Genomic DNA, 14,839 nt, shown 5'->3' with positions numbered 1-14,839 from the left:
CAGCGTCGGCTTCATGCTTGGCCTCACTGATTCAGCGCACGCTGCTCCCCCGGCGTCAGCGACTGCCTCTGCGCGGCCGTCAGCGTGCCGGCGCCCAACACCTGCACAACACCCTTGGGGTCATAGGCCGCGCGCTGGTCGCGTTCCTTCGGCGCGCTGTTGTTGCCGCCGCCGCCCTCGCCTTCGTTGCCGAAGCCGAGCACGCGCACCGTGAACACCGAGGGCAGCGCCTGGCGCTGCGCCGCGCGTTCGCGCTGCACGGCGTCCTGCGCGGCGGAAGCCGCCTGCGATGCAGCGGCGCTCGCGTTGGTGAGCGCCCCCACGTTCACTGCCGCGATCACCGGAATGCCCACCGACTGCCCCTTGACCTGGATGTTCTCCGCGTTCACCACGCGCAGAGCCGCCAGGTTCACGTTGCCGGACACGCGGATGCCCGCCTCGCCCGCGTCGATGGTGCCCAGCGGCGCGATCAGGTCGACGTCGCCCGGCGGAATTTCCGGAACCGGGTTGAGCGTGGCAATGCCCGCGCCCGTGTTCGGCGTGTTGGGCGAGAGCGTGACCAGGCCCACGTCGTCATACACGCGGCGTTGCGGCGTGTAGACCACGGTCGACTTCGAGCCGCGTCCGGCGTTGATGTCGCCCTGCGCCGACCATGCGAGCACGTTGCCGCCGAAGGTGGTGAAGATGCGGCTCTGGCCGAGCAGGATGCTGCCGTTCGAGAAGATCTCGATCTCGCCCGCGCCCTGCGTCAGCACGCCCGAGCCCTCGCCCGGCACGAAGCCGCCGTCCACGCCGACCAGCGTGCGCCCGCCCGGCACCATGAGCCGGATGTCGCCGCCGAAGTCGGTGTGCACGCCCGCGTCCTGTACCTCGTAGTGCGCGGTCTTGTAGCTCTCTCGGCCGGCGGCGATCCATTCCTCCTTGGTCATGTACTTCACGCCCGCGCGGGGCCGCGTCGCGACCTGCACGATCCCCGTGCCCTTGATGTCGTCGTAGTACAGCGCGCTGCTGAACATGGTCAGGTCGCCCTGGTAGTCGTTGGCGTTGCCCTGCGCGTCCTTCGCCGGGAACAGCGTGGCGATGGCCTCGCGACCGCGCAGGTAGCTGCCTTCACGCGGACCGCCCACGGCGTTGTACTCGCGGCCCGCGGCCTTGAGTTCGGCGTAGTACACCGGACGCAGGAAGGCGCGCTGCTGCTCCGCCGGCAGCGCCGCGAAGAAGGCCCGCGCGTCCATCGACGCGGCGTCGAAGTGCAGGCCCAGGCCGTTGCGCTTGCCGTCGCCGAAACGCGCCTCGAGCCAGTTGACCAGGTGCAGTTGGCCGCTCAGCCCGTACTCGCGCTGCAGGTCGCGGCTGGGCGCACCGGCGGACTGCTTGCGCGCGCTGTCGATCTCGGCCTGCTTGCTCGCCAGGTAAGCCGGGGCGCCGGCCTCGTCGCCGCTGTAGCCGAACTGTTCGCCGAGCCAGCGCGACAGCGTGAGCCGGTCGCCGTACACGGCAACCGCCTTGCCGGGTTGCTCGGCCAGCGCCTGGCCGTTTGCAGCGAGGTTGGCCGGATCGAGGTAGCGCGCGGCAAAGGCCGCGAAGTCGGGCCCGCTGCGGCCCACGCCGGCAGCCACCGCGATGCCCGCGCCGCTGCTGCGGTCACCCGGCGTGATGTTGGCGACCGGGCCGATGCTCTTGAGCTCCGCCCTGTCGGCCATGTACACGTCGCGCCCCGCCGTCACTTCGAGCAGGCCGGGGCCGGCCACGTAGAAGGTGCTGTAGCGCACGTCGCGACCGGCCTGGACCACGGACACGTCGTCGGGGTTGTTGTGCACGATCAGGTTGCCGCGCGCGCTGCCCTGCGTGAGCGTGACGGGCTTCGGCGGCGCGCTGGGGTTGCCGTTGTAGGGCTGGCTGGTCCAGCCCATTCCTTCCTCCGGCATCAGCTCCGACTTGCCGAGGCCGGTGCCCGAGTTGACGATGTCGCGCCCCGCGCGGATCGCCACCGGCCCGCCGCCTTCATACCAGGTGGGCAGGTTGCCGACGCCGCCCAGCCCGCGCGTGATGATGGAGCCGGTGCGCACGCCGATCACGTCGCCCTCGCTCGCATAGAAGCGCGCCGGCGGCTGCCCCTGCACCTGGTAGCCCGATGCGGTCGGCGGCGTGAGGCTGAAGAGCGGGTAGAGCTGCAAGCTGCCGCTCGGATCGAGCGCGTCCAGGAACACGCTGGGCGCCAGCGCATCGGGGTTGACGTTGCTGAGCTTGCGTGCGCCATACCAGGCCTGCTCCACGGTGCCGCTGAAGCCCGGGTTGAGCGGGTTCGGCAGGGCCGTGGGGTCGGCGCCCGACTGGGTCACGCTGTATCCGCCGGCGTAGATCGAGTCCGACGCCAGCAGCTCGAGCTGGCCCGTGCCGGCCTTCGCGAACAGCGCGCCCACGGGCGATGGCGCCAGCATGAGCCCGACGGGCGACTGCACCGGCTTGTTGCTGCCGTCGATGGCGCCGGTGGCGGAGTTGCCGTAGTAGATGCTGCCGCTGGCGGCCACTGCGCGCAGCACCGACGGCATCACGAAGCGGCCGTCGGTCGCCTGGCCGTTGCCGCGGGAGAACGCCTCGGTCGTGCTGTTGTTCGGCGTGAGATTGCCGCCGGCGCTGAACAGGTCGATGGCGCTGCCCGGTGTCCACAGCGAGAACCAGCTATAGCCGTCGCCCTGGAACTGGGCGCCGTTGGCGCTGAACGGCGTGCCGCCGCTGCGCAGGCTCACCCGGCCCGGGTCGCCCACGCCGCCGAGCACCAGGTCGCCGCGCGCATCGATGCGCACGCCCGAATCGCCCGGCATCAGCACCGGGCCGCCGCCCGCGACCGACGAGGTGGCGGTGTAGACCTGGTAGGCGCGCGACTCCTCGGGGTCGGCCCTGTCGAAGCGCAGCTCGATACCCCCGACCGAGCCTGCCTCGATGCGCAGCGCGCCGCGCAGGTTGACGAAGTTGCTGTTCAGGTCGGACCGGTTGCCGGCGTAGTTCGTCTGCGGCGTGTCGGAGCTCGTGTCCGGAACGGACCGCAGTTCAACCACCGGGTTGAGCCCGCCACCGATGCGCACGTCGAGGTCGCCGCCGCCGGTGAGCGTGAGCTGCCGCCCGTCGGCCGACACGCGGCCGGTGCTGGCCACCACCAGGTTGAGGCCGGTGCTGCGGGGCGCATAGATGACCCCGCGGTCGGAACGCTGCGTCAGCATGCCGGCATTGCCGCCGGCCTCCAGCACGAGATTGCCGCCGCCGAGCGTACCGATGCCGATGAAGCCCAGCATCGAAGGCGCGCTGGCGAACAGATCCCCGGAAGTCGCGGAGCCGGGCACATAGCTGCCGAAGTTGATCCACCATGCCGCGGGCAGGCCTTCGCTGCCGGCCACCGCGCTGCCCGTGCCCTGGCGCCACAGCCAATTGCCCACGTCGACGCTCGCGCCGGTCGAATGCAGGCTGCCGATCGCATCCTTGCGGGACGAGAGTGCGGCGCCGATCAGGTCACCGCGCACGTCGCCCTGCGCGCGCAGCAGCACGTTGCCGCCGTGCTCCGGATACCAGGCGCGATACAGGCTCTTGCCGCCGCCGTCGACGAAAGGCTCGTAGTCCACGCCGCCGGCGCCCAGCACCGTGCCGTCGATCCTCGCGCGAGGCTGGTTGTAGGCCGCGCCCACGCCTGCCGACTGCGTGCCCGCCGTGTACACGCCGTACAGCGAGTTCATCGTGAAGTTGCCGCCGGCCAGCAGGTCGAGGTCGCCGGTGCCGGTGCGCAGCACGCTGAAGAGCTGTTGCGTGGCCGGCAGCGCCTCGGTCTTCGGCCGCGAGCCCAGCGGTGCCCAGGTCACGAGGTTGCCGTAGCCCCAGTTGTTGATGTCCTGCACCGCCTCCTCGCCGCCCCATTCGTCGAGGTTGATGGCGGTACCCGGCGCGCTGCCGATCACGCCCTGCGAATTGCCCATCCAGTAGTAGACGCCCTCCACGCCGGGCGCGGGCGCCATGAACAGCGGCGCCGAGCCCATGCCGTAGTGCGTGTCGGCCAGGATCAATTGGCCGTGGGCGTCGCGGGGGCGCAGCGCGCGGGTGTCGGCCGCCTGCGTGTCGGCGCCGGCCACCAGGCGCATCGACCACGACTGCGAGCCCGGCGCCAGCATCGGCGCCAGTGCGAGGTTGCGGCCCTGGTTGCCATCGGCGTCGGCCGGGCGCAGGTTCACCGAGGTCACACCGCCGGGCAGCACCACCAGGGTTTCGGCGGGAATGATCGCGCCCTTGGCCAGCTTGAGCGAGCCCGCGAGCACCACGCCGTTGACCCGGCCGTTGCCGTCGAAGTTGTCGCTGACGATGCCCGGGGGGAACGGCAGCGGCACCCCGGCCGGCCAGGTCATGGCCTTGACGCCGGCATTGCCGGGCAGCCGGTTGCCCGCGTCGAGCTTCATGCCTGCCTGCAGCGTGACGGCCTGCGACAGCACTGTGCCCGCCGCATACAGCACATTGCCCGCCGCATCGCGCACCGCGCCGCCGAGCACGGTGCCCATGGGCAGCACGAACTTGCCCGAAAGCACAGCGGGAGCAGCCAGCACCGTGCCGGCCTTCAGCGTCATGGCCTTCATCGGCAGGTCGTAGTTGAGCGTGCGGCCGGACTGGAAGAAAGTGCCTGCGGCCAGCTCGACCAGGTTGCCGCGCGGAATCACCACGTCGCCGCCCCAGGGCACGTGGCCCTTGACCAGCACCCAGCCCTGGTCGCCCGGCGTCGCGGGCAGCACCGAGGTGTCGAAGCCGTCCGTGATGCTGCCATACACCTGCAGGTTGCCGCCGGCGCGCAGCACCAGCGCGCCCGCTTCGCCCGAGCCATAGACGCCGCTGCGCTGCGTGCGGGGGTTGACGCTCGCATAGCGGTAGCCCGACAGGTCGATGTCGCCGTCGACATGCAGGTCGCCATCCGGCGTGGCGCTGACGATGGCCACGCCGGGGCGCAGGTGGAAGGCATCGCCATGGGCGCGCAGGCCGGCCAGGCGGTTGTTCATCAGGTCGCCATTGGCCAGCGCGTTGCCCATGAAGGCCACGCTGTCCGCATGCTTGCAGTCGAGATACGCCTGGTTCACCACCTGGTAGGGCCGGCCGTCGACCGACGGGTCGGTGCCGTACGCCGCGTCGTTGTACGACCAGAAGCCGTTGACCGTGATCGCGCGCGCGCCGTCGATCCGCAGCTTGCCGCCTGCGTCGATGGCGATGTCGTTGCCGCGCTCGCCGCCGATGCGCTTCGCACTGAGCTCGATCGTGCCCAGCGACTGCGCGTTGCCATTGGTGCCGGCGCGCACGTCCAGCCGTGCGCCGTCCTGCAGCACCAGGCGTCCGCTGCCGCTGTCGATCTCGATGCTCGCGCGGTTCGGCGCCTCGATCACCTGGCCATAGCTGTCCACGCGCAGCACGCGGCTGTGCGCGTCGAGCACGGCTGCACCGCCGATGACAACGCCGTCGCGCGCCGCCAGGCGGATGCTGCCGGCCTGGTCGCCGCTGGCGTCGACCGTGCCGTTGACCACCAGGCGGCCGCCGTCCACCGACAGGTTGATCTCGCGTGCCTTGAGTTCATCGCCCACCACCAGGTCGCCCTGCTTGAGCTGGAAGCTGCGGCTGCCGAGCACGCCGCCTTCGGTCAGGCGGCGGTTCAGGCCCGCGAAGTCGTCGATGCGCTGGCCGCGGATGTCCGCGCCGCCCGCTGCGTACGGCACCAGGGTGCCGCCCGCGTCGTACTGGCCGCTGGCACCGCCTGCGATGGCGCCGCGCAGCTCGATGCTGCCGGCGCCCTCGCCCAGCGCGAGCACCGTGAGCTTGCCGCCGCGGTTGTGGTCGGCCGACAGGTCGATGCGCGAGCCGGCCGACTGGCGCACGTTGCCGGCGCGGCTTTCCAGCATCACGTCGCCGCCCCAGCTGTACTTGGCGACGTCGAAGAAATCGATCTTCCGGCCCGCCAGGTCAAGCTGCGCGCCGTCGGCAAGCTGCAGGTCGCGTTGCGCCGAGGCGGTGAGCTTGCCGCTGGGCAGCGCGATGCGGCTGTCCAGCGTGAGGCTGCCGGCGGCATCGAGCCCGATCTCGGCGCCGAGCGCGTCGGCCAGCGCCTTGCCGGAAAGCGCGGGCGCCGCGCCGCCGGCGGGGGCGGTCACGACGATGTCGCCGCCCGCCTTGATCTTGTTGACCGAACCGGCCTGCCCGGTGAGCAGCGGCGTCTGCAGGCGCAGGTTGCCGCCGCTGAAGGCGTAGCCCTTGATCGCGTCGTCCCATGCGCCGCGCGACTGGTAGACCACGAGCGAGCCCGTGTGGTTGGCCGTGATGCGTTCGCTGGCGTTGAACTCCACTTCGCCGAAGCCCAGGATCAGCCGGTCCATGCTGTGGATGGTGTCGGGCCGGCTGCCCGGGCCAAAGCCGAATTCGATCCGGTCGGCGTCGATCCGCAGCCTGCCGCTGCCGGTGCCCGCGCCACCCGCGGCGGTCAGGCCCGGTGGCGTGACCGAGCCGTTCCACACCAGGGTGCCGGTGCGGATGCTCGCCAGTGCATCGGCATTGCCCGCACCGTAGAACGCGGGCGCCGTGAGCACCAGCCGCTCGAGCGACGAGCGGCCGGTGGCGGGATCGATGGTCGAGAGCTGGACCGAGTCGTAGAAATTGATCGCATCGCGCGCCGTGAGCACCAGGTTCTCGAGTGCCGGCGCGCCGGCCGCCGTGTCGCCGCGCAACAGGCGGTCGAGGATGCCCTGGTTCAGCGTGAGACCCGGCGGCAAGGCCCGGCGAGCAGCGGCGTCGGCCAGCGCGGCTTCGCTGCCGGCGTTGATGCCGCCCACCGACAGCACCAGGTTGCGCGTGCCGTAGCGGGCCGAGTCGCGCAGCTCGAAGCTCTGGTCGGTGGAGGCCGCGATGGTGCCTTCGGAATAGAGCTGCGTGACGCCGCGGCACAGCGACGCGCTGTTGCATGCGCCGATGTCGATGCGGCCCGGGCCGTTTTGGCTGGCGCCGCTGAAGGCCGGCGCCAGCAGGTCGAGCCAGCCGTTGGACACGGCCACCACGCTGAAGATCCCCGGCGCGAAGACGAAGCCGTCCCGCGAATCCCAGGCTGCCTTGCCGCGGCCCAGCGTGTTGATGCCGGCGCCCTGCTCCACCACGATGCTGCCGGTCTTCACGTTGGTGACGAGGTACACCTCGCCGGCCTTGAGCACCGCGCCTGCGCGCAGCACGATGCTGCCGGCCGCGGAGCTGAAGCCCGCGATGTTGGCGCGCTGCGAACTGCCGGTGTTGTCCACGTAGGTCACGCTCGGCAGGCCGCCGATGCCCAGGCGCGGCGCGGCGATGGCATTGAGCGCGCTGGCGGCCACCGACACGCCCTTGAAGCCCGGCGTGGGCGAGGCGCCGTCGCCCAGCACCTCGATGCTGCCGCTGAAGCGGCCGTCCACCAGCGCGCTGCCGCCATAGCCACCCGCCGCTGCGGAAAAATCGGCCAGTCCGGCAAAGCTCAGCGCCGGCGTGCTGCCGGCGGGGTGCAGCGCGCCGGCGCTCGTCGGCAGCGCCAGGTCGAAGCGCAGCATCTTCGCGTCGCGCTCCAGCAGCGGCCGGGGCACGCCGTTGCGCTCGGCCTGCGCGATGGCGAAGTCGGCATAGCTGGTCTCGTTGTATTGCGAGTAGCTGCGCAGCACGTTGCCCGGGGTCAGGAACACTTGCGTCGGCAACGTGTCGCGGATGCCGGTGTTGACCACGCCAAACTGCGCCGCCGCGGCGTAGGAGCCGTTGCGCATCGGGATCGTCACGCCCGAGGGCGGCAGGTTCGGCGCCAGCCCGTTGAGTTCGACGCGGAAGGCGCCGGGCAGCAGCGCGAAGGTCGAAGGCAGCAGCGTGTAGGTGCCCGGCGGCAACCCGGGCACGCCCGCGCCGATGGTGACCTGGCGGCCCAGCGCCGGATCGCCGGCGCCGTGCTCGTTGACCAGCGGCGCATAGCCCGCCTGCGCGCCGGGCACGATGGCATACACCGGATTGGTGGCCAGCCCGGGCAGCGTGAAGCTGCCGCGCGCGGTGGTCTGCACCAGCGGATTCAGCCGCGCGTCGGTCGAGCCGCCGCGCCCGCCCAGGAAGGCGGCCCCCGTGAGTTCGCCGCCGCCCGAAAGATCGAGCACCGCGCCTTCGCGCACGTTCACCGCGTGCGCGGCCAGCGTGACCACGGGGTCGTTGCCCACGCCCTTGAACACCACGTCCTTGCCGTCCTGCAGGTAGCTCAGGCCGTCGAGCGTGCCGCCGTACGGCATCGCGAGGCCCTTGGCGCTGACCGAGGTGACGCTGCCGGGCAGCAGGTTGACCTCGCCCGTGGGCCAGGCTGCCCCGCTCGCGCCCAGCGTGATCTCGCCCAGCGGCGCGCGCACCACGCCGCCCTGGTTCACCACGGCCGAGGCGAAGCTCAGCTTGCCGAATGCCGAATAGGGCTGCGCCGGCAGCGGCGCCGAGGGATCGATGCGCTCGATGTTCAAGCTGCGCGCCGGGTCGAACTCGCGATTCAGGGTGCCGTACTTGTCGAAGACGCCGCGCTCGCCCACCATGAAGGCGCCGCTGTCGTTCATCGCGGGGTAGATCTGCGAGGCCGCGAGCGTCAGGCTGCCGGGTGTGTAGAACTGCATCGCCTGCGACAGGCGCAGGTCGCCGCCCGAGCGCATCGTGATCTGCCCGAAAGCCAGGCGCTCCACCTTCAGCGGATCGCCCGCGTTCTGCACGATGGCGCCGCGCGCGCCGGTGTTCACCAGCCCCGCGATGTCGATCAACTGCGCATCGAGTTGCAGGTGCGCGCCGTCGTCCACGAGCGGCAGGCCGAGCGCGCCGCCACCGTTGCCGCCGTTCTTCGAACCCCGCACCGGGTTCGGCATGATGTAGCCGTCGTCCTGCAGGCGTGTGGTGCCCGCCATCCGGATGTAGGGCGCCGCGAGCCTGACCTGCACCGCCGGCGCGGCGTTCAACGCCAGGTCGAACGTGCTGGCCGTGAGGCCCAGGCTCTGGCCCATGCGCAGGTCGACGTTGCCGTCGAAGCTCAGCAGGCCATTGGCCAGCAGCGAGAGGTTGTCGAAGCCGCCCTGCGCGATGCGGTCCACGCCGATGCGTGCACGGCCATAGGCCAGGGCATCTTCACGGTTGCCGACCTTCAGGTCCGCCGAAAGGCCGCTGTCGCCCTGCACCTGCGCCAGCACCAGTTCGCGCGACACGCGCACGGCGTCGTCGACATTGACGCCCTTCAGGCTGAGCTTGTCGACCACGCCGTAGTTCGGCGTTTCCAGCGCCAGCGCGAGCGTGCCGCCGGCCGCGCCCGCGCCACCCGCCGCGGCACGCATGCTGCCGTCGAGAAAGAGGCCGCGGTAGGAGGCCAGCGAGATCACGCCGCCGTTGCCGGCCACTTCGACCGTGCCGCGCCCGGGCAGGTCGAGCCGCGCGGCGGCGCCCGAGGCTTCGAGCCGCGCGCCCGGGCGCACGACCACGAAGGCGTCGGCCGGGTTCACCATGCGCGCATTGGCGCTGTAGGCCGCGCCGATCTCGATGCGCCCGCCGTCGCCCACATGGCCGTACACATGGCCTTGCGAGTCGACGGCGGTGTCGGCGCGTCCGGCCACGTCGAGCACCGCCTTGCTGCCGATCCAGATCGAGGTGGCGTCGGGCGTGCCGCTGGGGCGGTCCGCATCGTTGCCGGTGCCGAAGCTGCCTGGCAGCAGGCCGATTCGGCCGCTCCAGGCATTGAGCGTGCCGTCGATGGTGATCTGCGCATTGCCGGTGAGCGTGAGCGAGCGGCCGGGGTCGACCGAAAGCGTCGCGCCCTCGCCCACCACCACCGGCGCCTGCCGATAGATCGAGCCGGCGCCCAGCGCAAGGTCGGCGCCGGCTCGCTGCGTGAGCACGCCCTTGAGCGGTGCCTCCTGCCACAGCGGTGGCAGCCAGCGCTGCAGCACGGCCGAGGGATCGGCCCCGGTGGGCGTGGCGCGCGCCGCGTCCATGTCCGCGCGCAGCAGCGGCATCGTGACTTCGACGTTCGCGCCGTTGGCCACCTGCACGCCCTGCTGCGCGCTCACCGCATAGCGCGAGAAGCCGCCCTGGAACACGCTCTTGTCCAGCACCAGCAGCGGCTTGACCGCCACGCTGGTGGGAAGGCGGTTGCCGGCCAGCAGCAGCGCACCCTCGCCCAGCATCACGTCGTGTGCGAACGGCGTGCCGGCGGACACCGTGGCGGTGTAGTCGGACACCGGCATGCCCTTGGGGAATGCCGCCGCGGGCACCACGTAGCCCGGCGCCATCGTGCCGGTGATGTTGACCAGCTCGGTGCCCGCCGGCACCGTGGAGCCGTTCATGTACATGTTGCCGGCCTTGCTGAAGACGAACACGTATTCCCACGGGACCGACGGAGCGGGCACCACCCACTCGGCCGGCAGCGTGTAGGAACGCGCGGCGGTGAACACCGGCATGATCTTCATCGCCTCGCCCGGCGCGACGACATTGGTGACGTAGCTGAAGTCCTGCGGCAACACGGTGCCGGCGGGAATGGTGAAGGCTTCGGCCAGCGTCAGGTGCACCGGCACCGATTCGCCGGCCCGCAGGATCCCGGGGTTGGCCAGCAGCCCGCCGCCCAGCGCCACGCCAATGCCCGTATCGATGGTCAGCGTGCCGCCGCCCTTGACGCCATGGCCGCGCAGTTCGCCTTCGAGCAGCAAGGCGCCCGCGCCCAGGCCGTTCGCGTCACCCTGGTTCGAGCGCAGCGTGATGTCGCCGCCGCGCCCGCCCTGCAGCGATGCATCGGCCATCAAGGCCGCGCCCGACGATGTGTCGATCACCGTGCCGCCATGCAGGCGCACGTCGCCGGAGCTGCTGATGACCACGCTGCCGCCGTTCATGTACGGCAGGCCGCCGATGTCGCCGGGGTTGTTGCGCAGGTTGGTCCACAGGCCGTGCGTGTCGAGCAGCACGCCGCCGGCCACGTCCACGCGCCGTGCGTAGCCGTCGAGCGGCGTGGCGGCGATCGGCTGTTCGGCCCAGTTGGTGATGCTGCCGGGCAACAGCCGGCCGACCATGTCGCCCAGCGCAATGCTGCCGCCGCGCGCGCTGAGGTTGGCGTTGACGTCCACCTGCGTCGCATGCAGCGCGATGCGGCCGCCGTTGGCCACGGCCACGTCGCCGTCGACCGTGATGCCGCCCCTGGCGTAGGCCGTGAAGCCCCCCAGATGCAGGCCGTTGAGCCAGCCGGCGTCGATCCGCAGCCGGCCCTGGCGGTCTTCGGGCATTGCGTCTTCGAGCGCCAGGTCTTGCGCGATGCGCTGCACCGCGCCGATGTCCACGCGCTCGACAAGCGCGCTCGGGTTGTCGCGCAGCAGGCCGGTGTCGGTGTTGAACATCTGCTGCAGTTGCCCGATGACGAGTCGTCCGCCGCGCGGCGCGGCCGTCTGCGATTGCCTGTAGCCGTCGAGCGCGACGTCGGGCGCATTGCGCTGCCGGTCACCCTGGAAAACCGTGGCCTCGATGTCGCCTTCGAGCACCGCCGATTTGGTGCCGACGATCACCCGGCCGGCGTCGCGGCCCACGGTGTAGCCGCTTTCGAGCCGCTCGCGCGCACCGATCAGCGGGTTGTAGAAGTACTCGGTGGTGTTCTTTCCCCAGCGCTCGTGCGGATTCTCGAAGCCGCGGTACACGCCGGCGTAGAGCACGTCGCCCGGCGCCGTCGAGAGGTTGTAGAGCCGGCCGTCCTGGCCCATGAGCCAGCTCTGCTTGAGCATGCCGGTCTGCACGTCGATCGAGCCGCCCGACACGTTGATGGCCGAGCCGGCACGCGTCACCAGCTCACCGCCGCCGAAGGCCACCGTGCCACCCGACGCGGCCCATTCCCCGATGCCGTGCGCGCCGGTGTTCAGGTAGCCGCCGACTTCGAGCAGGCCGCCGCCGGTGTACCAGCGATCGGTGGTGTAGCCGTTGGTGCCGGCGGGCACGCGCACAAGGTAGCGGCGATCGATCCACAGGTTGGCGTTGTTGAGGTTCTTGCTGTCCCGGTTGCCCGGCGCGTCGCGCTGCTCGTTGCCCTGGACGTTGACCTCGATGTTGTTCGACGCCATGGCCACGCTCACGCCCACCGCACCCGCAACGTCGATGGCGGCCCGCTCGGCCACCTGGATGCGCCGCACCGCGTTCACATTGACCTGGCCGCCGGTGGCCAGCGTCATCGAATCGGACAGGAAAGCCACGTCGCCGCTCGATGCGATCTGCACCAGTGACTGGTCGCGCCGGTTGTAGGCACCGTCCGAGAGCAGGGCCGAATCCTTGATGAGCGCGTCGCGCTGCACATCGAGCGCGGTCGCATTGCTGTTGTCCAGCAGCACGGCGTTGACGCCGCCCGCTGCCAGCGTCACGCGCGCATCGGCGTCGCCGGTGGCGCTCAGGTGCAGCGTGCCGCGCGTGTTGACGCTGGTGCTGGACAACAGCACGCCCGACTGCTCGACCGTGTGGCCGCTCAGCGTGATGTCCCCGGTGAGCGCCTGGATCAGGCCCGTGTTGGACACGCGGCCGGCCGTGCCGTCGGCATTGCGCGCCACGGTGACCTCGTTGCCGCGCGTGCTCGACTGCTGGTTGCTGTCGGTACCCACGCCCCTGCGGATCACGAAGCTGTCGCCGGCCGCAAGCAGGGTCTGACCGCTTGGCGTGACGATGGTGCCGTGGTTGTGCGCTTCGCGTCCGGCCAGCAGCACATAGCCGCCACCCTCGGTGACGGACTGCGGCGCGCGCGTGGAGATGCGCGCGCCGGCCTCGACCGTCACGTCGCCCGTGGCATTGCCGTTCGACGAGCCCGAGGCCGTCGCGTTCAGGTCGTTGGCCAGCGTGGGCACAAAGCCCGCGCCGAGTGCCTGGCTGTACAGGCCGCGCTTGAACTGGTCGTCGGTCATGCCGACGGCCGCTGCAAGCAGGTTGCGCGTATCGACCTGGCTGCTGCCGCTGAACACGATCCCGTTGCGGTTGACCACCATCACGGTGCCGTCCGCCTGAATTTGGCCCTGGATCTGCGAAGGGCGCGCCTTCGGATCGTTCACGCGATTGAGCACCGCCCAGCTGGGCTGCTGCTCGAACTTGAGCGTGGTGTTGCGCCCGACGTTGAAGGTTTCCCAGTTCAGGATGGCGCGCTCGCCGGTCTGCGTGACGACGACCTGCGTGCGACCTCCCTCCTGCGTCTGCACCGGTGCATTGGCGTTGGCCCAGCCTGCCGTGAGGCTGGCGGTGTCCACGCGAAGGCCGCCTTCGGCCAGGCCGTCGGGCACGCCCTGCCCGCCTTCGAGCGCAGCGCGCCGTGCCGCCTCTTGCGCCGCTTGCTGCGCCGCGATGCCGCGCGCGGCAATGTTCAGGTTGCCGATGGAGCGCTGCAGCTGGTCGGCCGCGCGCTGCTGCTGGGCCTGCGGGCTGGTGAGCATCGACGCGGGCATGCCGTTGGGCAGCCGGCCGGTGGCAATGGCGGTGTTCTGCGCCATGTTCTTCTGCGCCATCCAGGCGCCGCTGAAGGCCTGCTGCGCATGCGCGTTCTCGGTTGCGGCGCTGGCCGCCAGCATCAGCGCAATGGCATGGACCAGCGGCGTGAGCCGTGCCTGCGGAAAGAAGAAAGAGGGGGCCGGATTGCGCTGGGACACCGTGCTGCTGCGTTGCATGCGGACTTCCATGGGTTCGTTTTTCATTGCTCGAATCGATGCCACGAAGCCCGCGCCCGGAAGGCGGACGGCCCGTGGTCTACCGAGCTATGACAGCGAAGCAGCGGCGCGACTGCACCATGTCACGAAATCTTCACGGAAGGATTTGCGCGCGGGTTCACGCCCGCGCCATGCCCAACAGCACGATGCCACCGGGCAATTGCGTCAGTTCGGCGCCGTACACGTCGCGCACGAGGAAGGCCACGTCGTCGAGCCGGTCGATCGAGAAGCTCGCCTGCACCTTGCTGCGCCCGAGCGCCTCGCTGGTGATCACGAGCCGGCCGCGCCGGTAGCGGTTGACCTCGGCCACCACTTCGGCCAGCGGGACCTGGTTGAACACCAGTTGGCGCCGCCGCCACGCACTGACCGCGCCCGTGTCGACCGCCGCGACCACGCCCAGGCCGGCGGGCCCGTAGCGCAACTGACGGCCCGCGTCGAGCCGCTCCCGCTGCGCGCCCCGCGTGACTTCGACCTGGCCCGACAGGCAGGTCACGCAGACTTCGTCGTCGATGTTGCGAATGTTGAAGCGAGCCCGCGTTGCCGACACGACGCCACCCGCCGCTGTGACGCTGACGCGCGAGATGCCCGAGACACCCGATGTGTCGGCCACGACTTCCGCCTCGCCGGCCAGGAGTTCGATGGTCCCGGCATGCTCGCGGCCGTCGCCTTCGCGCTGCATGTTGACGCGCGTCTGCGTGTTCATCTGCAGCATCACGCCATCGGCAACGGCCACTTCGCGCTGCTCGCCCGTGGCGGTACGGTAGTCCGCGCCCCACTCGACCGCCGGGGCCCAGAGCCCGAGCGGCGGCGACACCGCGAGGTAGGCGACCGACGCAGCCACCGCGCCACCCAGCAGCGCGCGACGCCCCACCGAAGGCGCGCGGCGATGCGCGGCCCGTTCTTCTTCCTGGCGCACGCGCAACGCGGCCGGCGCCATCGATTGCCAGACCTCGCGTGCCCGCGTGAAAGCCTGCGCGTGCGCACGGCTTTGCGCGCACCAGCGCCTGAAGGCGCGTGCGTCGTCTTCGGTCGCCAGGCGCGAGCCGAGCCGCACCACCCACGCCTGCGCTTCGCGTTGCATGGTCTTCATCGCTTCGCCATCTCCGGGTTGTTCC

General features: G+C 71.0%; 2 protein-coding genes. Both read right to left on the bottom strand.

The features are described 5' to 3' along the window. Window positions 1-23 precede the first annotated feature (23 nt). Window positions 24-13,712 carry a filamentous haemagglutinin family protein gene (locus tag ACSFB7_RS30610; RefSeq protein ID WP_435476093.1) on the bottom strand — a complete coding sequence of 4,563 codons (13,689 nt, stop codon included), beginning with the start codon at window positions 13,710-13,712 and terminating at the stop codon, window positions 24-26. A gap of 130 nt (window positions 13,713-13,842) precedes the next feature. Continuing rightward, on the bottom strand, window positions 13,843-14,814 hold the full coding sequence (locus tag ACSFB7_RS30605; RefSeq protein ID WP_435476092.1) for a FecR family protein: 972 nt from the start codon (window positions 14,812-14,814) through the stop codon (window positions 13,843-13,845). Window positions 14,815-14,839 lie beyond the last annotated feature (25 nt).

This window comes from Variovorax raffinosi (assembly GCF_051216615.1).
Classification (GTDB): domain Bacteria; phylum Pseudomonadota; class Gammaproteobacteria; order Burkholderiales; family Burkholderiaceae_C; genus Variovorax.
Note: the sequence above shows the minus strand (reverse complement) of the source record. Positions and strands in the feature narration are given on the sequence as shown.